The 20,723-nt window shown below is 66.7% G+C and carries 12 protein-coding genes; 5 read left to right on the top strand and 7 right to left on the bottom strand.

The annotated features are described in order from the left end of the window. The first annotated feature begins 35 nt into the window (after positions 1-35). Positions 36-1,712, top strand: coding sequence for a peptidase S1 (locus HWX55_RS00100; RefSeq protein WP_175972986.1), 1,677 nt, complete (start codon positions 36-38; stop codon positions 1,710-1,712). A 75-nt stretch (positions 1,713-1,787) separates the two neighbouring features. Here the strand turns inward: HWX55_RS00100 and nadE are convergent, their stop codons facing one another. From nadE to HWX55_RS00115, 3 genes are all read right to left on the bottom strand, one after another. Continuing rightward, a complete protein-coding gene (gene nadE, locus HWX55_RS00105; protein ID WP_175972993.1) occupies positions 1,788-2,636 on the bottom strand; it encodes an ammonia-dependent NAD(+) synthetase in 849 nt (282 codons plus the stop codon). Positions 2,637-2,885: 249 nt separating this feature from the next. Then, a complete protein-coding gene (locus HWX55_RS00110) occupies positions 2,886-3,755 on the bottom strand; it encodes a DMT family transporter (protein ID WP_175972995.1) in 870 nt (289 codons plus the stop codon). Between the two features lie 172 nt (positions 3,756-3,927). Further along, entirely contained in the window at positions 3,928-4,113 is a 186-nt protein-coding gene (locus HWX55_RS00115) for a hypothetical protein (RefSeq protein ID WP_006480515.1), read from the bottom strand. Positions 4,114-4,341: 228 nt separating this feature from the next. On the opposite strand from HWX55_RS00115, the gene HWX55_RS00120 reads away from it, so the two are divergent. After that, on the top strand, positions 4,342-5,100 hold the full coding sequence (locus HWX55_RS00120; protein ID WP_175972997.1) for a DeoR/GlpR family DNA-binding transcription regulator: 759 nt from the start codon (positions 4,342-4,344) through the stop codon (positions 5,098-5,100). Between the two features lie 105 nt (positions 5,101-5,205). Further along, positions 5,206-6,990 carry a phospholipase D-like domain-containing protein gene (locus HWX55_RS00125; RefSeq protein WP_175972999.1) on the top strand — a complete coding sequence of 595 codons (1,785 nt, stop codon included), beginning with the start codon at positions 5,206-5,208 and terminating at the stop codon, positions 6,988-6,990. Positions 6,991-7,059: 69 nt separating this feature from the next. Here the strand turns inward: HWX55_RS00125 and HWX55_RS00130 are convergent, their stop codons facing one another. The 3 genes from HWX55_RS00130 to HWX55_RS00140 all read right to left on the bottom strand — a co-directional run bounded on the left by HWX55_RS00130 (position 7,060) and on the right by HWX55_RS00140 (position 10,728). Beyond that, positions 7,060-7,734, bottom strand: a complete 675-nt coding sequence (locus HWX55_RS00130) for a TetR family transcriptional regulator (RefSeq protein WP_012339399.1) — start codon at positions 7,732-7,734, stop codon at positions 7,060-7,062. Between the two features lie 105 nt (positions 7,735-7,839). Then, positions 7,840-9,108, bottom strand: coding sequence for an FAD-binding oxidoreductase (locus tag HWX55_RS00135; protein WP_175973001.1), 1,269 nt, complete (start codon positions 9,106-9,108; stop codon positions 7,840-7,842). Between the two features lie 135 nt (positions 9,109-9,243). Beyond that, positions 9,244-10,728, bottom strand: coding sequence for an amino acid permease (locus HWX55_RS00140; RefSeq protein ID WP_244140465.1), 1,485 nt, complete (start codon positions 10,726-10,728; stop codon positions 9,244-9,246). Positions 10,729-11,459: 731 nt separating this feature from the next. On the opposite strand from HWX55_RS00140, the gene HWX55_RS00145 reads away from it, so the two are divergent. Beyond that, positions 11,460-12,971 (top strand): aldehyde dehydrogenase family protein, encoded by a 1,512-nt coding sequence (locus tag HWX55_RS00145; RefSeq protein WP_175973005.1) that lies wholly within the window; start codon positions 11,460-11,462, stop codon positions 12,969-12,971. Positions 12,972-13,110: 139 nt separating this feature from the next. Here the strand turns inward: HWX55_RS00145 and HWX55_RS00150 are convergent, their stop codons facing one another. Further along, a complete protein-coding gene (locus tag HWX55_RS00150) occupies positions 13,111-15,573 on the bottom strand; it encodes a DUF3772 domain-containing protein (protein WP_175973007.1) in 2,463 nt (820 codons plus the stop codon). Positions 15,574-16,039: 466 nt separating this feature from the next. Here HWX55_RS00150 and HWX55_RS00155 point away from each other — a divergent pair, with 466 nt between their 5' ends. Then, positions 16,040-20,719, top strand: a complete 4,680-nt coding sequence (locus tag HWX55_RS00155) for an RHS repeat-associated core domain-containing protein (RefSeq protein ID WP_175973010.1) — start codon at positions 16,040-16,042, stop codon at positions 20,717-20,719. Positions 20,720-20,723 lie beyond the last annotated feature (4 nt).

Here is a 20,723-nt window from a genome sequence, read left to right on the forward strand (position 1 = left end):
TGCCCGCGTCTTTTTTCACCTCCAGGAGCAGCACGATGGGCATCGATTCCGCATCTTCCGGCGGCGTGTATCCGCTGCATCACGGCGACCACAATTCGCATGGCGTGCCGCCGACCATCAACCCGGTCGCGCTGAGCCACGGCCGCGACCAGCCGTTCTTCGATCCGGTCGCGTACGGCAACGGCCCCGACGACTCGGTGACCGACACGACCGAGGCGGCCGCGATCACGCACCACACGATCCTGATCGACGGGAAGCGCATCGCGTACACGGCGACGGTCGGCCACCTGGTGACGGTCGATCCGAGCAGTTCGCAGCCGGCCGCGAAGATTTTCTACGTCGCGTTCACGGCCGACGGCGCGAAAGAGGAAACGCGGCCCGTGACGTTCTTCTATAACGGCGGGCCCGGTTCGTCGTCGGTGTTCGTGCTGCTCGGCTCGTTCGCGCCAAAGCGTATCAAGACGTCGATGCCGGGTTTCACGCCGCCCGCGCCGTACCAGATCGAGGACAACCCGGACAGCATGATCGACCACAGCGATCTGGTGTTCATCAACCCGGTCGGCACAGGCTATTCGGCGGCCGTCGCGCCGAACAAGAACCGCGACTTCTGGGGCGTCGACCAAGATGCGAATTCGCTGAAGCAGTTCATCAAGCGCTACCTGACGAAGAACAACCGCTGGAATTCGCCGAAATACCTGTTCGGCGAATCGTACGGCACCGCGCGCAGCTGCGTGCTCGCGTACAAGCTGCACGAGGACGGCGTCGACCTGAACGGCGTCACGCTGCAGTCGTCGATCCTCGACTACCGGCAGGCCGGCAATCCGGTCGGCGCGCTGCCGACCGCCGCGGCCGACGCGTGGTATCACAAGAAGCTCGGCATCAAGCCGGCGCCGAGCGATCTCGGCGCGTTCGTCGAGGAAGTCGCGCAGTTCGCGCGCACCGACTACCTGAGCGCGCTGCGCGCGGTGCCGCACGCGAACCCGGCCACCGTGCAGAAGCTGTCGGAATACACGGGCATCGATACGGCGACGCTGCAATCGTGGGGGCTCGACATCGCCGGCTACGACACGCGCGGCAATTCGCTGTTCCTGACGACGCTGCTGCATGCGCAGGGGCTCGCGCTCGGTTCGTACGACGGCCGCGTGACCGGGATTTCGTCGGGCATCGCCGGCAAGATCGACCCGAATTCGGGCGGCAACGATCCGACGATGACGGCCGTGACGGGCGTCTACACGGCGATGTGGAACAGCTACCTGAACGAGCAGTTGAAGTTCACGTCGAACTCGGCGTTCACGGACCTGAACGACCAGGCCTTCAAGAACTGGGATTTCAGCCACATCGACCCGACCGGCGCGCAGCAGGGCATCGATGCGCAGGGGAACGTGATCCTCTACACGGCCGGCGATCTCGCCGCGGTGATGGCGCTGAACGTCGACCTGAAGGTGCTGTCGGCGAACGGCCTCTACGATTTCGTCACGCCGTTCTACCAGACCGTGATCGATCTGCAGCAGATGCCGCTGGAGGACCAGAAGGTGCGGCAGAACCTGTCCGCGCGGTTCTACCCGTCGGGGCATATGGTGTATCTCGACGGCGGCTCGCGCACCGCGCTCAAGCGCGACCTCGCGACGATGTACGACGCGACGGTCAGCGATACGGGCGCGCGGCTGCGGATTCGTGCGCTGCAGGCGAAGAAGACGGGCGGGAACGCATAGCGTTGCCCGGCGCCGATGTGCCGCGCGCAGCCGTAACGGTGCGCGCGGCGGTGTGCCGGTAGCCGGGCGGCCGGCTTATGCGGCCGGCCAGTCGAACATCGTGTACGGCAGCGCGCGCTTGTGGCGCGAGCCGTCGTAGAAGCGCAGCACCGTTTCGTAGACGCGGTCGGCGACCGGCTTGCCTTCGAGGAAATCGTCGATCTCGTCGTAGGTCACGCCATACGCGTGCTCGTCGGGGCGCAGCGGGCGCAGTTCCTCGAGGTCGGCCGTCGGCACCTTCATCACGATCAGCTCGTCGCCGCCGAGCGCGCGTGCCACGCCGCGCACGCGGCGCTTGCTCAGGCCCGCGAGCGGCAGGATGTCCGCGCCGCCGTCGCCGAACTTCGTGAAGAAACCCATCAGCGATTCGGCCGCGTGGTCGGTGCCGATCACGATGCCGCGCCGCGCGCCGGCCACCGCGTACTGCGCGATCATGCGCTCGCGCGCCTTGATGTTGCCGTGCACGAAATCCTGTTGCGCGGGGTTTTCGAACGCGTGGCCGGACGCGACCAGCGAACGGAGCATCGCATCGGCGGCCGGCTTCACGTCGACCGTCAATACCTCGTCCGCGCGCACGAACGCGAGCGCGCGCTGCGCATCGTCTTCGTCGTTCTGCACGCCGTTCGGCAAGCGCATTGCGATGAAGCGTGCGTCGTAGCCACCGGCGCGCAGCTGTTCGACCGCGAGTTGCGCCAGCCGGCCGGCCGTCGACGAATCGACGCCGCCGCTGATGCCGAGCACGTAGGTCCGCAGGCCGGTCGAACGAAGGTACTGCGCGAGGAAATCGACGCGGCGGTCGATTTCGGCCTCGGCGTCGAAGTGCGGGGCGACGTTCAGTTCGGCAATGATCGCGCGTTGGCGGCTGGCGTAATCGGCGGATGTCATGAGGGAAGTTCCGGGACGAAATGCAAGGCGCTCATCATAAGCGCAATCGCGGCGCGCCGCCGCGCCGGGCCTGCGTTTCCGGCGGTTTCGCGTTGCATCGGCGAGACGCGCCGCATCGCCGTGGTGCGCGGTGCGCCGGGCGGGTGCAGGAGATGCCGCGCGAAGGGCGGCCGTGCGCGCGGCTTCAGCGAGGAGGGATGGAGGCCCGATGATGGCGTGGCCGCTCGATCCCGCGTGCGTCTTCGCCCGTCAGCGCCGCGCGAGCACGACGCCCACCAGCGCGAGCGCGAAGCCGGCGAGCTGGATCGTCGCGAGCGTTTCGCCGAACAGCGCGTAGCCCTGCAGCGCGGCCAGCGGCGGCGCGAGAAACAGCAGCGACGTCGCGCGCGCCGCATTGCCGTGCCGCAGCATCCACATCAGCATCGTGACCGCGCCGCCGGACAGGAACACGACGCCCCACACGAGCGACACCCACAGCGCCGGTGCGTCGATCCAGCGGGTTTCGTGGAGCAGCACGACGAAGACGGCCGCGACGATCGCCGCGCCGAAGTTCTGCACGGCGACCGCCGTGCGCAGGTCGCTCTGCGCGAGCTTGCCTTTCTGGTACAGCGAGCCGGCGGTGATCGACCCGACCGCCAGGACCGACACGGTGACGACGAGCCACGCAGGCGCGGCGCCCGGCGGCGGCGCGACGCCGCCGGTGACTTTCGGCGCGAGCACGAGCGCGACGCCGGCCAGCCCGAGCGCCATCCCGAGCCAGCCGCGCGCGGGCAGACGTTCGCTGAACAGCGGAACCGCGAGCACGGCGGTGGCAAGCGGCTGCAGCGCGCCGAGCAGCGCCATCACGCCCGCATTCAACCCTTGCGCGACGGCCCAGTAGCTCGCGCCGAGATAGACGCCTTGCAGCAGCGCGCCGGCGATCAGGTGGCGCGGCCATTCGCGGCGGGCCGGCCACGGCGCGCGCGCGGCGAGCGCCACCACGCCGAACAGCACGGCCGTGCCCGCGAAGCGCGCGAGCAGGAACAGGTTCGGATCGGCGTAGGGCTTGATTGCCCGCGCAACGATGAAGCCGGTGGACCAGAGCGCGACGAAAACGGCGGCGACGATCGAGTTGAGCATGCATGACGGGCCGCGACGCGGCCGGACGGAACCGGGAAGTCGGCCAGTATCGACCGAAGCGGCGCTGGCGTCTTGTCGAATCCTGCACTCATGCCGCGCGGCGCGTGAGCGGGCCGGCGGTCATCGCGCGCCGGTGCGCGGCGCTGCGCGGATGGGCGTGCAGCAGCGACGCTCAGTCGATCGAGAACGTATCGAGCGGCTGGTTGGCGCGCGCGTCGGTCGCGAAGCGCGCGGCGAGCTGTTCGTAGAGCCGGCGCGCTTCGTCGAGCGTCAGGTCGATCCAGTACGGATCGCCTGCCGCGTCGTTGAGGCGTTCCGGCGGAAACTGGATTTCGATCACACTGCCTTTGCGATACATGGCGCGAGCCCCTTTATTGGTCGGTCTTGGTCGGTCGTTCGGCGAAGCGCAAAGTGTAGCAACCGGCGCCGCGCGGATTCGCGCGCGCCGGGCAATACAGAATTTCGCTTTCGGGCAACGCGCGCGGCCGCCGCCCGGCCGTGTTACCCGGCCCGGTCAAATGGTCGTCAAACGTCCGTAATACAATGGCCGGCTTACCCATTACCAGTCGCCTCGGGCGCACACGCGATGCTGGCGGAACAACGTCATCAATACATCCTGTCGGCGCTCGGACGCTCGGGCGCGCTGTCGGTCGCGGAGCTTGTCCGTTCGCTCGACGTGTCGCGCGAAACCGTGCGGCGCGACCTGAACGCGCTGGCCGCGCGCGGCCTGCTCGTGATGACGCATGGCGGCGCGCTGGCTGCGGATCGCCGGGAGCCGAGCCTGTCCGAGCGCGAAGCCGCGAACGCCGACGCGAAGCGCACGATCGGGCGGCGCGCGGCCGAATTCGTGCCCGACGACGCATCGGTGCTGATCGATTCGGGCAGCACGCCGCACGCGGTCGCGCTGGCGCTCGCCGACCGGCACCGGCTGTCGATCTACACGAACGACTGGCGCACCGCATTCGTGCTCGCGCGGCGCAACGGCAACCGCGTGACGCTGCTCGGCGGCGAGCTGTCCGACGACGAGGACGCAACGTTCGGGCTCGACACGATCCACCAGCTCGCGCAATACCACGTCGATTTCGCGTTCGTCGGCGCCGGCGGCATCACGCCCGACGGCGAGTGCACCGACTACTCGCGGCTCGCGGCCGAAGTGCGCAGCCGGATGATCGCGGCGGCGGGCACGGCGATCATCGTCGCCGACCATTCGAAATTCGGCCGCGTGACGCCGGTGCGGATCAACGGCACGTCCGCCGCCCGCTATCTGGTGACCGAACGCGCACCCGACAAGGCCGTGCGCCGCGCGCTGACGGCGCGCGGGATTGAGCTGCTCGTGTGCGACTGACGCGCGTCCGACATACAAGGTTCATCGAACGGTCATCGCGCGGGAAGAACCGCCATCAAGACTGACGCATTCATCTCGACCGGCCGCCGGGCCAGGGAGCAACGAATGACCGTCAGCGTGCGCAGCTATCTTTCCCCCACCCTGGTCCTGCTGGCTTTCGACTGGCCCGATGCGGCGTCGCGGTCCGATTTCCTTGGCTTCGCGATCCGGCGCACGCCGGGTTTCTGGTCGGCCGACGGCAAGACGCGTGCGCCGGACAGCTGGCTGCCCAACCGCCTGACGTTCGACGGCCCGGCCGCCGACACGCAGGGCGATGCGCCGACCGATCAGGCGCCGATCCAGAAATTCATGTGGTGGGACGCGCGCATCGATCCGCAGGACCGCGGTGCGTCGTTCCGCTACGACGTCTATCCGGTCGTCGGCACGCCGGCGAACCTGCAGGTGCTCGACGCGCAAGCCGGTGTGTGCGACGTCGTGCTGCCCGCGCACGTCGAGGACGGCATCGGCACGTGGTTCAACCGTGCGGTGGTCAGCTCGCAGGCGTTCGCGAAGCAGGTCGCGGCGCTCGGCCTCGCGCCGAACGAGGCGCCGAGCGCCGCGCAGGCGCTGAAGCTGCGCACGTGGCTCGCGAACGACATGGAGCAGGTGTTCGCGCAGATGCTCGATCCGGCATCGCGCGCGGTGTCGGCCGTCTATCACCTGACCGACACGCTGTGGGCGCTGCCCGCGTTCGACGCGTTCGGCCGCCAGCACGGCGAAGCGTCGCTCGCGATCGTCTACGACGCGCACACGACGGCGCGCAAGGGCAAGCCGCCGCTGCCGTCGCCGAACCAGCCGGCCGTCGATGCGCTGCAGGGCCTCGCGACGCGCGCGCCGCGCGACAAGACGCACATCATGCACGACAAGTTCATCGTGACCGATGCGCCGTCGAACCCGGCGCCCGCGCGCGTGCTGACCGGCTCCGCGAACTTCACGACCGAGGGGCTGACCGAGCAGGCCAACGTGCTGCATGCGTTCGACTCGCCTGCGCTCGCCGCGCTGTACAACGAGCGCGCGCATGCGCTGGCCGGGAATCCGTCGATTGCGGAGACCGCGCGGCTGTCGCCGGGCTGGTCGGCGCCGATGACGATCGGCAGCGCGCAGGTGCGCGTCGCGTACTCGCCGGAGCCGGCGGGGCAGCGTACCGAGATCGATACGATCGTCGCCGCGATCGCGGCCGCGAAGCATTCGGTGTCGTTCTGCCTGTTCATGCCGACCGACGCGGCGCTGCGCGACGCGTGTTTCGCGGCCGGCGACCGCGGGCTGATGATGTTCGGCCTCGTGAACAAGATCAGCGTCGGCAGCGCGACGAAGGCCGATACCGCGCAGCACGACGGCCAGACGCTCGATGCGGCGACGCTCGCGAACCTCGAGCTGTACCACCGCAGCCGCGACAACCACGACGTGATCGACGCGTCGTATTTCTCGCCGGCCACTGTGCCGCAGGGTTTCGAGCCGGAGTTGCGGCTGTTCCCGGGCGAACCGGCGCCGGCTTTCCCGCCCGTCGTGATCCATCACAAGTTCATCGTGATCGATGCGGAAGGCGCGCATCCGGTCGTCTATACGGGTTCGGCGAACATGAGCCGCAATTCCGAGCAGTACAACGACGAGAACCTGCTCGAGATCCGCGACAAGCGGATCGCGGCGATCTATCTCGCGGAATTCCTGCGGCTGTACGAGCACTACCGCGCCCGCGCGCTGGCGATCCATGCGAAGCAGCAGCACGGCACGGGTACGCATGCGCGGCTCGCGCTCGCGCCCGATTCGAGCTGGGCGAAGAAGTATTACGTGGCGGGGAGCCCGGAACAGAAGGCGCGGATCGCGCTGGCGTCGACCGCGCCGACGGACTGATGCGCTGAAGTGCTGAATGAAGTTCGCGGGGCGCGGATGTCGCGTGCCCCGGCCGGCGACTGCCGCCGCTTACGCGGCGACGTAGCGGAGCACCGCGTCGGCGATCGTGTCGCGATGTCGCGCGCGCAGGCGCGGTGCCGACGGGTCGCGGCCGAATGCAGCGCCGAACGTGTAGCGGTTCGCCACGCGGTGGAAGCAGAACGAGCTGATCAGCAGGTGCAGATCGAATGCGTCGATGTCCTTGCGGAACACGCCGCTGGCCGCGCCGCGCTCGACCAGTTCCTCGAGCGTCTTGATGATGCTGACGTTGCGGTTCTTGAACGACTTCAGCTGTTCGACATACTTCGCGCCGTGGATGTTCTCGATCGACACGAGGCGGACGAAATCGCGATGCTTGTCGTGATAGTCGAACGTGAATTCGACGAGACGGCGCATGCCTTCGCGCGGCTCCATGTCGCCGACGTGCAGTTCCTGCTCGAGCGCGCGGATGTCGCCGTATACCTTCTCCAGCACGGCCTCGTACAGGCCTTCCTTGCTTTCGAAGTAGTAATAGAGCATCCGCTTCGTCGTGTTCGTGCGCTCGGCGATCGCGTCGACGCGCGCACCGGCGAGGCCCATCGCGGAGAATTCCTGCGTGGCGACATCGAGGATGTTGCGCTTGGTTTGCTCGGGATCGTATTTGCGCCGCGCGTCGGACGCAAGCGCGCGGGGGTCGGACGTGGCGGCCTTGCTTCCTGCTTTCATGTGACTTTGTTCTGGTTCGCGGCGGCTTGGAAAAGGCATTCTAGCATGTGGGAAATGCCCGCCCGGCCGACCTTCCGCTCTAATCGGCAAGGCCGCGGCGGGCGCTCAGCGGCGGCAGGACGCGAGCGCGTCGCGGGCCTGGTACGCCGTATACGTGAGCTGCGCGGCGGCGAGGCCGGCCAGCCCGAACGTGCGCGTGAGCCCGAACGTGGCGAAGCCGTCCGGCACCGGGCGCTCTCCCGCCAGCGCGGCGGCGAGCACCTCGCCGGCGACGGTGGTCGGCGCCATCCCGTGACCGCCGAATGCGATCGCGTGCCACACGCCGTCCGTGTCGCGGCCGATCTGCGGCATCTTGTGCCGCGCATAGCTCATCAGCCCACCCCACGCGTAGTCGACCTTCACGCCGTCCAGTTGCGGATACACGCGCAGCAGGTCGCGCCGCAGCAGGCGCGCGATCGCGTCGGGGCCGCGATCGAGCACGGAGATCCGGCCGCCCCACAGAATCCGCGTGTCCTTCAGTGGACGGTAGTAGTCGAACGCGAAACGCGTGTCGTAGATCGCGTACGGCGCGTCGATCGCGTCGGGCAGGCGCGTGCCGAGCGGTTCGGTCGCGATCACGTAGGTCGCGATCGGCAGCACCGCGCGCTCGATGCGCGGCGACACGCCGCGCGCGTAGCCGCCGCCGGCGAACACGACGTCCTTCGCACGCACCGCGCCCTGCGCCGTGCGCACGACGTAGCCGGCGCCGTCGCGCGCGATGCCGAGCGCGGCCGAGCGTTCGTACACGCGTGCGCCGCCGCGCGACGCGGCGGCCGCGACGCCGAGCACGTACTTCAGCGGATGAAAGTGGAATGCGTTCGGCTCGAACAGGCCGCCGTAATAGCGCTGCGTCTTCAGCCGCGCACGCAGCGCGTCGGTCGCGACCGGTTCCCAGTCGACGTTGAATTCCTGCTTCATCAGCGTGCGCACGCTGTCGAGCCGCGACGGATCGTCGAACCAGTTCGCGAGCATCACGCCTTCGTCGACGATGTCGCAGTCGATCCCGTAGCGGGCGATGCGCGCGCGGATCAGGTCGACCGCGTCGACGGTGAGCCGGTACAGCCGGCGCCCTTCGTCGCGGCCGAGCGTGCGCAGCAGGTCGGCGTTGTCGAGGCTGTAGCCGCCGAACACGAAGCCGCCGTTGCGGCCCGACGCGCCGAAGCCGACCCGTTCGCCGTCGAGCACGACGACGTCGTGCACGCCGCGCTCGACGAGGCCGAGCGCCGTGCACAGCCCGGCGAGGCCGCCGCCGACGATGCAGACCTGCGTATCGATCGTGTCGGTCAGTTGCGGGTAGGGCTGGCGGCTAACGGTGGCTTCGTAGAAGTTCTGCATGCGTGTTCGGTGACTCGTGACGGCGGAAAGGCGGACGGCGCGCGTCGATCTTGCCTGAACGCGCGCGCCGCGTCGAATGGGGATTTCAGCGCAGCGGCCGCCGCGAAGGGGCGGCTGCCGGCGCGTGACCGGGCGTCAGGCGCCCGGCGTCGGGTTGGCCGGACGGGCGACATAGGCCGGATAGCTGGCGTCGGCCTTTTCGGTCGCTTCATGCGTCGCGTTGCGTTCGATCCACGGCGCGATGTCCATGTCCTCGTAGCGCACCAGCCGGCATTTGCGCACGAGCGCGTAGCCGAGCCAGATCGCGAGGAAGAACGGCAGGCCGACGTAGGTCGCGGCGACGCCGGTCCAGTCGATCTTGTCGGCGAGGAACGCCTGATAGTCCTGGCCGAGCGCGACGGCCGCGCACAGCGCGAACGCGAACAGCGGGCCGAACGGGAACCACTTCGACCGGTACGGCAACTGGTCGAGCCGGTAGCCTTGTTTCAGGAAGCCTTTGCGGAACCGGTAGTGGCTGACCGCGATGCCGAGCCACGTGATGAAGCCGGCCATGCCCGACGTGTTCAGCAGCCACAGGTAGACGGTCTTGTCGCCGTACAGCGACGTGAGGAAGCACAGTGCGCCGATCGCGGTGGTCGCATACAGCGCGTTGCGCGGCACGCCGCCCGGCGACAGCGTCGCGAACAGCTTCGGCGCGCGGCCTTCGACCGCGAGGTTGTAGAGCATGCGCGTCGACGCGTACATGCCCGAGTTGCCGGCCGACAGCACGGCCGTCAGGATCACCGCGTTCATCACGCCTGCGGCGAAGGCCAGCCCAGCGTGGCGGAACACGAGCGTGAACGGGCTCACGCCGATATCGGTCACGTCGCTCTTCAACAGGCTCGGATCGGTGTACGGAACCAGCACGCCGATCACGAAGATCGCGAACACGTAGAACAGCAGGATGCGCCAGAAGATCTGGCTCACCGCGCGCGGAATCGTCGTGCGCGGATTCTCCGATTCGCCGGCCGCGACGCCGATCATCTCGGTGCCCTGGAACGAGAAGCCCGCGATCATCGCGACGCCGAGCATCGTCGCCCAGCCGCCGACGAACGGCGCGTCGCCGATCGTGAAGTTGCCCCAGCCGGCGCTCGGGCCGCCCTGCATGATTCCGAAGATCATCAGCAGGCCGACGCCGACGAACGCGAGCACCGTCAGCACCTTGATCAGCGCGAACCAGTATTCGGCCTCGCCGAAGCCGCGCACCGACAGCGCGTTGAGCGCGAAGATCAGCGTGAGGAACAGCGCGCTCCACCAGACGCCCGGCACGTGCGGGAACCAGTAGTGCATCACGAGCTGCGCGGCGACGAGCTCCACCGCCAGCGTCACGGCCCAGCTGTACCAGTAGTTCCACCCGAGCGCGAAGCCGAAGCCTTCGTCGACGAACTTCGCGCCGTAGGTCGCGAACGAGCCCGACACCGGCATGAACGCGGCCATTTCGCCGAGGCTCGTCATCAGGAAATAGACCATCAGGCCGATCAGCATGTACGCGAGCATCGCGCCGCCGGGCCCGGCCTGCGAGATCGACGCGCCGGACGCGACGAACAGACCCGTGCCGATCGAGCCGCCGATCGCGATCATTCGCAGATGGCGCGCCTGCAGCGCACGGTGGAGGGACGGCTTCGCGGGCGGCGAGCCGGACGGGCGGGACGAATCGGGGCGGGCGTCTGAATGCATGGCGGGCGCTGGGCGCTGTCTCCGGGATTGTTTTTCGGTGACGAAGCGCGACGCGTTGCCGGCCGTGGGCCGGGCAGCGGTGATGCGGTGCGAAGCGGGCCCGCTGACCCGGGCCGTGGTGCGTGTCGCGTTCGTCGGTCGTCCGGCGGCGGTCGTGGCGGCCGGCGGCGCGCCGGGTGCGTTGCACCTCGACGTCGCACCGATTGTGTGGGGTCCGATGCGCGGGCGGCAAACGATATTTCCGCACAGGGTGATGCGGGATCGTCATCAACTTGCGTCGGACCGGGACGCGTCCGCGTACCCGTCTGCGGGCTTTGGAAACGTCTGATATCGGCATGGACAAAGGCGCGTCTGCCCGGCGGACTTCTTGCGTTTTGGGAATGAAGTCGTGAGTTAATATCAATAGCGGCCGGACTTGTGGCCATCGACAATGTATTTCATGGATCGTGCCTCGCGAGGCTGGGGCGCGCCGCCCGGCCGGGCTTGCCGGCGGCGGCGCCGCGCGATGCGCCGGATGGCGCACCGGGCTCGCCACATGGCGCATCCGCTTGCACGAGGCGCTCGAACGCGCTCCAATCGAATCACGCGGGCGGCGCTGCCGCCGCACCGATCAATCTGTCCCTGAAGAGGAAGTGATGCAATTCAACGACATTCTTGCCGCGCTCGACATCGATCTCGCCCAGTGGAAAGGCAATGCGCTGACCGCGCGTTCGCCGCTCGACGGCGCGACGCTCGCGACGCTGGCCGTCGACACGCCCGCCGACGCCGAGCGCAAGATCGACGCCGCGCACGACGCGTTCCTCAAGTGGCGCACGGTGCCGGCGCCGGTGCGCGGCGAACTCGTGCGCGTGTTCGGCAACGTGCTGCGCGAGCACAAGGCCGAACTGGGCCGCCTCGTCACGCTCGAAGCCGGCAAGATCACGTCGGAAGGGCTCGGCGAAGTGCAGGAAATGATCGACATCTGCGATTTCGCGGTCGGTCTGTCGCGCCAGCTTTACGGCCTCACGATCGCATCGGAGCGCCCGGGCCACCGGATGATGGAAACGTGGCACCCGATCGGCGTGTGCGGCGTGATTTCGGCGTTCAACTTCCCGGTCGCGGTGTGGGCGTGGAATGCGGCGCTCGCGTTCGTGTGCGGCGATTCGGTCGTGTGGAAGCCGTCCGAGAAGACGCCGCTCACCGCGATCGCGTGCCACGTGCTGCTCCAGAAGGCGCTCCGCGAGTTCGAGAAGACGCATCCGGGCGTCGCGCCGGCTGAGCTGAGCCAGCTGGTGCTCGGCATGCGCGATGTCGGCGAGGTGCTGACGGCGTCGAAGAAGGTGCCGGTCGTCAGCGCGACGGGCAGCGTGCGGATGGGCCAGGAAGTCGCGAAGGTGCTGAGCCAGCGCCTGGCGCGCGGCATCCTCGAACTCGGCGGCAACAACGGGATGATCGTCGCGCCGAGCGCGGATCTCGACCTCGTCGTGCGCGCGGTCACGTTCGCGGCGGTCGGCACGGCCGGCCAGCGCTGCACGACGCTGCGCCGCCTGATCGTGCATCGCAGCCTCGTCGAGCAACTGCTGCCGCGCATCGAGAAGGCTTACGCGTCGGTGAAGGTCGGCAACCCGCTCGAGGAAGGCACGCTGGTCGGCCCGCTCGTCGATCGTGCGTCGTTCGACGCGATGCAGAAGGCGTTGGCCGATGCACGCGAGCAGGGCGGCGAAGTGAAGGGCGGCGAGCGCGTCGACGTCGGTCATGCGGATGCGTACTACGTGCGTCCGGCGATCGTGCGGATGCCGAAGCAATCGTCGGTGGTCGAGCGCGAGACGTTCGCACCGATTCTGTACGTGATGGTCTATGACGACTTCGAAGATGCGATCGACGTGCACAACGCGGTGCCGCAAGGCCTGTCGTCGGCGATCTTCACGAACGACATGCGCGAGGCCGAGCAGTTCATGTCGGCGGCCGGCAGCGATTGCGGGATCGTCAACGTGAACATCGGCACGAGCGGCGCGGAAATCGGCGGCGCGTTCGGCGGCGAGAAGGAAACGGGCGGCGGGCGTGAGTCGGGTTCGGACGCGTGGAAGGCGTATATGCGCCGGGCGACGAATACGATCAATTACAGCCGGCAACTGCCGCTGGCGCAGGGGGTGAAGTTCGACGTGTGAGGGCGGGCGCCCGGCCAGGGCGCATCGACGGTCGAATGAACAGGGCCGGTTGTCGCGAAAGCGGTAACCGGCCCTTGTCGTTTATTGCGAGGCGTGCGGCACGCCGATCGATCGCGAGCGTACCCGCTCGATGGCTTGCTTACGATTCGTGCGGCGTCGGACCATCGTTCGTCGGCATGTTCTGCACGACCAGCATCTGCGGGCTCGACAGCGTGATCGCCGCCGCGCGCAACTGCTTGAGGATCTCGAATAGCAGATCGCTCTTCGTCGAACTCGCGATCCGCGGGCTCGACACGTAACCCGTCACGCTCAGCGTGATCCCGTCCGGCGCGAGCTGGCTGAACGTCACCGACGGCGCCGGTTTGTCGAGAATCGCCGGATGCTCGCGATACGCATCGAGCAGCAGGTCGCGCACCTGCTCGGGATCGGTGTTCAGCGGGAACGTCAGCACCAGCGTCGCGACGCCCTGCGTGCTGTTGCCCATCGTCACGTTGCGCACGTTCTGCGAGATCAGCTGCGAATTCGGCACGATCACGGTCGAGCGGTCGCTGAGCTGGATCTCGGTCGCGCGCACGTTGATGCGGCGGATGTCGCCTTCGACGCCCGCGATGCTGACCATGTCGCCCACCTTCACCGGGCGCTCGGTCAGCAGGATCAGCCCCGACACGAAGTTCTTCACGATTTCCTGCAGGCCGAAACCGATACCTACCGACAACGCGCTGACGATCCACGCGAGATTGCTCCATCGCACGCCGAGCAGCCCGAGCGTCATCAGCACGAGCAGCACGTAGCCGACGTTGGTGAACAGCGTGATCAGCGACACGCGCATGCCCGTATCCATGCCGAGCGCGGGCATGAACTCGCCGTCGAGCCAGCGGCGCAGCGAGCGCAGCAGGTAGAAGCCGATCGCGAAGCCGATCACGGCGTTGAAGATCCGGTCGGGCATGATGTTCAGGCTCTGCAGCCGCTGGCTGCCGATCATCGCGACCGCGCTGTCGAGCAGGTCGCCCGGCGTCGTGCCGAAGCCGCCCGTGAGCAGCGCGATCGCCGCGATCAGCATCAGCAGGCTCGTGCCGAAGCCGGACAGGACCGTGCGCGCCTGGTCGAGGTGGCGATCTTCGAGCGCGAACAGATGCTTGATCTGCTGGCCCGTCGACAGGCTCGACGAGAACAGGCTTTCGCTCGCGTCGCGCGTCAGCTGGATCAGGATGTAGGTCGCGCACAGCACGATCTCGAACCACACGAGCTCGTACGTGATGAAGCGCGCGACCGTGATGTAACCGATCAGGAGTGCGATCAACGACGCGACGATCGCGAGCGTGACGCCGGCATGGATTAGCCCGGCAAGCGTCGAGCGCTGCTCGGGCGCCTCGCCTGCCGCCGCGAGGGCGCTGCGCGCACGGTTCGCGCGCAACAGCGACGCGCCGACCGTCAGCGCGACGACGAGCGACACGATGCCGCGGCCGAACAGCGTGACCGACAGGCTGGTGTCGACGATCCGGTTGATCGATTCGAGCGTGCCCGACACCAGCAGCAGCCCGGCCAGGACGGCGGGGAACGGCTTCATCGCGAGCGCGACGGGATCGGCGAGCGCGGGCAGGCGCCACGACGGGTGCTTCGTGCAGAGCAGTGCGCGGCCGAGCCCGGCAATCAATGCGCAGGTCGCGGCGAGTTTCGCGAACTGGTCCCACAGATCGGTCAGCGACGGCGTGAGTTCGTAGTGGCGCGCGACGGCGAGGTAGAGGATCTGAATCGCGATGGCCGTCGCCAGGAAGGTCGACAGCGCGGTCGACAGCGCCAGCGCACTGCGGCGCAAGCGGGTGGGCGGCAGGCGGTTCAGCGCGATCCACGCGAGCCCGCGCTCGATGAGCCGGCGGCCGCCGAGCCATGCGGCGAACGCGGCGATCAGCAGCAGCGTGGTGAGCGCCCGTTGTCCGGGCACCCACGACGAGCGCAGCATGTCGAACAGTTCGCCGTTGAAATCGTCGAGCCGCTGACGGTCGTCCGGCGACAGGTGGAACAGCGGCAGCCAGAACTGCGCGCTGAAGATGCTGCCCGAACGGAACGCGAGCTGGTTCTTCAGCAGGCTGCGGTGCAGTTTCGCGAACTGCTCGGTCAGGTTCGTGAGGCTCGTCTTCTGGTCGGCGGCCTGCTTCAGCGCGGCGTCGATCTGCGTCTTGCGTGCGTCCAGCGCGGCCCGCTGCTTCGCGACGGCGGGCGTTTCCGGCGCGGCCCCCTCGGCCGGCGGCGGGCCGAGCACATCGAGTTGCGCCTGAACCTGCGCGCGCTGCGGCGTGAGATCGCTCTGCAGTTTCGCGACATCGGTGCTCAGCTCTTGCGCCGAATCGTCGAGCCCGTCCAGCTCCTTGCTGTTGGACGCGGTCGACGTCTGCTGCTTGATGCGGTCCAGCTCGGCCTGCATCTGCTTGAGCTGCGCGACGGCGTCGGGCAGCGAGATGGCCGGCACGGTTGCGCCGACGCCGCTCGCGACGGGAGCGGAAGCGGCCGCCGGAAACGCCGACGCCGTCGCGATCGCCGCGAACTGCAGCAGCGCGATCAGCGCGATCCGGCGGGCGTACGTGGATAGTCGTTGTATGGACATGGAATGCTTACGATTTGCCGACAATGCCGGTTGCCGAAAGGCAGCCGGAAGCCGGTAGTTGGCCCGGTAGCATGTTACCGGGGCGCGGAGATGAACGACTTTCGAATCTGCTTCCGCGGTGTCTGCGACGCGGGCATGGGCGACGGACCGGCGGAAGTCCTGTTCATCCCGTCGCATCGGGGCCGTGTCGATCGAGCCACTCCCCGGAAGGGCGCCGTTTTCAGCGTCGGGCGGCCGTTGTCACCGCGACAGACGGTTACGAAATTTACATAAAGTCGGTGCGCCGGCGAGCCGCGATAAATGGGGCGCGAAGAATTGGGCGGCTACGGGGAAACCGGACCTTTCATTTTCCCGTCGTCCAATCGTCGGTACAATGCCGCGAGCCGTTGGCCGGTCATCCGGGACACGAGAAGGCGAGGCCGTCGCCGCACGTCGAAAACCGAACAACCAGAAGAATCCTGAGAGCATGGCAGATCAAAAACTCCCTCCGGGCGCGGAGTATGAGCAGGCCACCCCGTGGTTGACCGATGTTCATCCGGACGACGTCGTCGCATCCGGCGAAGGCTTCAACGCGTGGCTGATCAGCGTGACGCACGGCTACGTGGACGTCGATCGACTGAAAACGGTCGCGAGCATGATTCCGGTGCTCAACAACCTGATGGCGCTGGCCGATGCGCTCACCGACATCGTCTCGATCATCCGCAAGCGCGGCGGCGAACTGCTCGACTATCTCGGACTCGCGATCAACCTGATCGGCGTGATTCCGTTTCCGCCGGTACTGGCGCCCATGCGCCTCACGGCGCGGCCGCTTCTGGCGCTGATTCGCAATGAAATCCTAATTCACAAGCGCGACATCGGCGCCGCGCTCATATCGATCGTCGTCACGCATGTCCAGGCGTCATGCGCGACCGAGATCGAGGATTTCCTGACGAAGCTGCAGGCCGTGCTCAACGACGTGATCGATCACTGCGCGGCGAAAGCACGGGAGATCCTGACAAGTCTCGCGGACGGCATCGACGCAGTGTTGGCGGGGCAATTCTTCGATCCCGCGGAGAACGATCGGCGGGCCGCCGAGTATCGTCAGCAGATGAAGAAGAGCGGATGGTTCAGCAAGGATCTGGTAACGGGGGCGTGGGGGTATCTGGCCGAGTCCAGGACGGCGCTCGTCAAGCGCGGTGCCAACGCCGCGACCAGCACGGCGGCCGGGCTCGTTCCCGAGGAATACGTCGCACCGATTCGCCAGATTGCCGTGTCCTTGCGCACGCTCGCTCCAGTGGTGGTCGGCAAGATCAACGAGCTGAAGGGCAGCGACGAAGGCAAGCTGATGTGGCTGCTGCTGAAGCTGGTCAATGCGTTGCGGCACAAGCGCGACGCGATGCGGGCCGCATCGATCAAATCGCAGGGCACGACGGAAGCGACGGCCCGGCGGCCGCAGGTGCCCGTTGCCGCGACAAAGAAGGAGGCGAGAGCGAAGGGCTCCGGTGTCGACCACTGCGAAGAGTGCGGGGTCGGCGCGTCGGGCGGTTCGATCAGCTACGCGTTCGGCGACGAGACGTTTTCTCATGCCGATTTCGAATTGCCGGGCGCGATGCCCGTCGTCTGGATACGCGTCTATCGGTCCCGGCTGGCCGGATACGATGCCGGCGAACTGGGCGCGCGCTGGCTCTCGCCGTACATGACGCGCATCGATGTTCGGGACGGCAAATGGATCTACAGCGATTCGACCGGCCGCAACATCGAATATCCGGCGCTCGCGGCAGGCGCGGTTCACGACGACCGCGTGGAAGGTGTGACGCTGAGCCGGCTCGACGACACGTGGACGACGGTCGCGTACGGTCACGATTTGCTGCACGTGTACGAGAAGCGCGGCGATTCGTTCCGTCTCGCGTTGCAGAAGGATCGCGCGGGAAATACGATCGCGCTCGATTACGATGACGCGAACCGTCTGGCGCGGCTCGTCAGTTCGGCCGGCCATACGCTCGCGTTTCGTCACGACAGCCGCGGACGTATCGCAACGATCGAGCAGATCGTCGACGCGAACACGCGCACCACGCTTGCCCAATACCAGTACGACGAGAACGGCGATCTCGTGCGTGCGGCGGATCGTTACGGCAACGTGCGCCAGTATGCGTACGACCGTCATCTGATCACGCGCTATACCGATCGCACCGGCCGCGGCATGAACCTCGAGTGGGAAGGGGCGGAGCGCGACGACAACACGAATGCGCGGTGCGTGCGCGAATATGCCGACGACGGCAGCCACGACATTCGTCTCATGTGGCACCCGAACATCCGCCTGACCTATGTCACCGATGCGCTGGGCAACGTCACGCGGTACTACTACAACATCCGCGGATACATGTACCGGATCGCGTATCCGGATGGCACCGAGGAGTGGATGCGGCGCGACCAGGACAACAACCTGGTCATGCATGTTCATCGCGACGGCGGCATCGAGGAGATGGACTACGACGCACGCGGGAACATGACGAAGCATTACCGCGTCGACGGGGCCGTGGTCGAGATGGGTTACGACGACCGCGATCAACTCGTTCGTCTCAAGGATCCCGAAGGATATGTGTGGGAGCGCTCGTACGATGACGCGGGTAATCTGGTCGCGCAGAAGGACCCGCTCGGGCACGAGACGAAATATGCGTACAACGCCGCCGGGATGCCGGTCAAGATGGTCGATGCGAAGGGCGGTACGAAGGTACTGGTCTACGATGACGCGGGACAATTGCTTCAGTACACCGACTGCTCGGGCAAGGTGACGAAGTGGCGCTACGATGCCGACGGGCGACTGGCGCAGTCGATCGATGCGGCCGGCAATGCCACGGTTTACCGGTACGGCCCGAATGGGGCGGTCAGCGAGATCTCGTCTCCGGCAGGCACCTATCGATATACGCACGATGCCGAAGGCCGTCTGCTGTCCCATACCGATCCGCTCGAGCGCATGACGCGTTTTTCATACGACGTCGCGGGGCGTGTGGCCAGCCGCGTCGATGCGCTCGGCTACACGCTCGCCTATCGTTACGATCGCCTCGGTCGCTTGACGGCGTTGACCGATGCGAATCGCGCGACCTATCAGTTTCACTATGATCCAGCCGGGCGATTGCTGGAAGAGATCGGGTTCGACGGCAAGCGGACCACATACGGATACAGCGAGGGCACGCTGCAGCCGGTGAAGATCGACGAGGGCGGGCAGGTGACCGAACTCGAATTCGATCAGGCCGGCCGCATCGTATGCCGGACCTCGGGTGCGAGCAAGGAGCGATTCGCGTACGACGCCAGCGGGCGACTCATCGAGGCGCTTAACAGCCACAGCCGGACGCAGATGTTTTTCGATCCGGTCGGCAATCTGGTGCGCGAACATCATGCTTATCGGCTGTTCGGTGAATCGCGCAGCTATGTGTGGCATCACGAATACGACGAAATCGGCACGCGGATCAAGACCGTCCGCCCCGATGGTCATGTGCTGGACTGGTTGATCTACGGGTCGGGTCACGTGCACGGGCTCGTGCTCGATGGTGAGGAGCGAATCCAGTTCGAGCGCGACGATTTGCATCGCGAGACCGGGCGGATGCTGTCGAGCAAGGTCGGGCAGCAGACGCAGTACGATCCGGCCGGCCGAATCACCCGGCAGGCCATTCGGCGAGCGAATGCGCCTGCCGCATTGGCCGAGCGCCGGTATCGGTACGATGCCGTGGAGCAGCTCGAGCATATCGAGGACAGCCGCAAGGGGTTGATCAACTATCGTTATGACCCGGTTGGCCGCCTCATCGCGGCGATCGGGCCGCTCGGTACCGAGACTTTCGCCTTCGACCCGGCAAGCAACATCATTGACCCCGGTAGTCCCCGGCACGCTCGTACGCCGGGGGCGGTGAAAGCAAGCCCGGTTGTGCCGGACAGCGTGGACAGCACATTGCCGCAGGAAGTGCCGCGCGTGCTCGGGAATCTGTTGAAGGAATATGCGGGTACCCACTTCGAATACGACGCGCGCGGGAATCTGATCGGTAAGCGATCGCCCTCGGGTCGGCAGGAATACGAGTGGGACGGATTCAACCGGTTGCGAGTGGCGCGTGTCGAGGAGACCGGGCGGCAGCATGAGGCGCGGTATTTCTACGATTCCTTCGGGCGCCGGATCGGCAAGGACGTGGATGGCGTGCGGACGGTGTTCGGCTGGGATGGGGATCAGCTGGCGTACGAAAGTAATGAAGCCGGTGCGACACAGTACGTGTATGAGCCGGAAACGTTCGTTCCGCTTGCCCAATATGTGACGGCGCAACCGGTCGCGGGGATCCAGACGCCGGTGTGGCAGGAGGGCGAGCCGTACGTGCCGGAGAAGGACCCGCTGCAACGCGTGCCGGAAAGACAGTCGGACGCGCATTTGTTCTATTACCACTGTGACCAGATTGGTACGCCGCTGCTGATGACGGACGAGGTGGGCGAGGTGGTGTGGGAGGCGTCGTATCGGGCCTGGGGCGAGGCGCGGGAAGTGATCGCGCGGGTGTCGAAGGCGGCGGGCGTGGAGCCGAGGAACCCGATTCGGTTCCAGGGGCAGCAGGAGGATGCGGAGACGGGGCTGAGGTATAACCGGTATCGGTACTATGATCCGAGTAGCGGGCGGTTCGTGTCGAAAGACCCCATCGGGCTGGCGGGGGGGATCAACGTCTATCAGTACGCGCCGAACCCCGTCGAATGGGTAGACCCCCTTGGTCTTTGGGGCACGAAACCGCTCACGAAATATCGATACAACAACAACGGCACATTGAAGAGCGCAACCGCTAAAATCCGTCCTGAGGATCTCGGTACTGGTACTGCAACCAATGCAAGTTCGCGCGTTGCGGCTCGAGCCTTTGGATGTGCTGGAGATGATGCAGGGCACCCGATTGCACGTAACCTTGGCGGTCTTGGCGGCGTTAAGGAAGTGTTTCCTCAAGATCCGCGTACGAATCGAGGGGCGTTCAACCGCTTTGAAGGCCAGATTGCGGACCACGTGGCTAGTGGTGATAATGTGATCGTCCGAGTTGTGCCGCAGTATGGATCAGGTTCAACTAGACCTGATTCAATTCTCTATCAAGCAAGGATAAATGGTGTTACGCATTCGCGGACATTTGCTAATCCTTGTCCATGTAAATGTCCATGATTGG

This window comes from Burkholderia sp. BCC1047 (genome assembly GCF_902833155.1).
Taxonomy (GTDB): domain Bacteria; phylum Pseudomonadota; class Gammaproteobacteria; order Burkholderiales; family Burkholderiaceae; genus Burkholderia; species Burkholderia sola.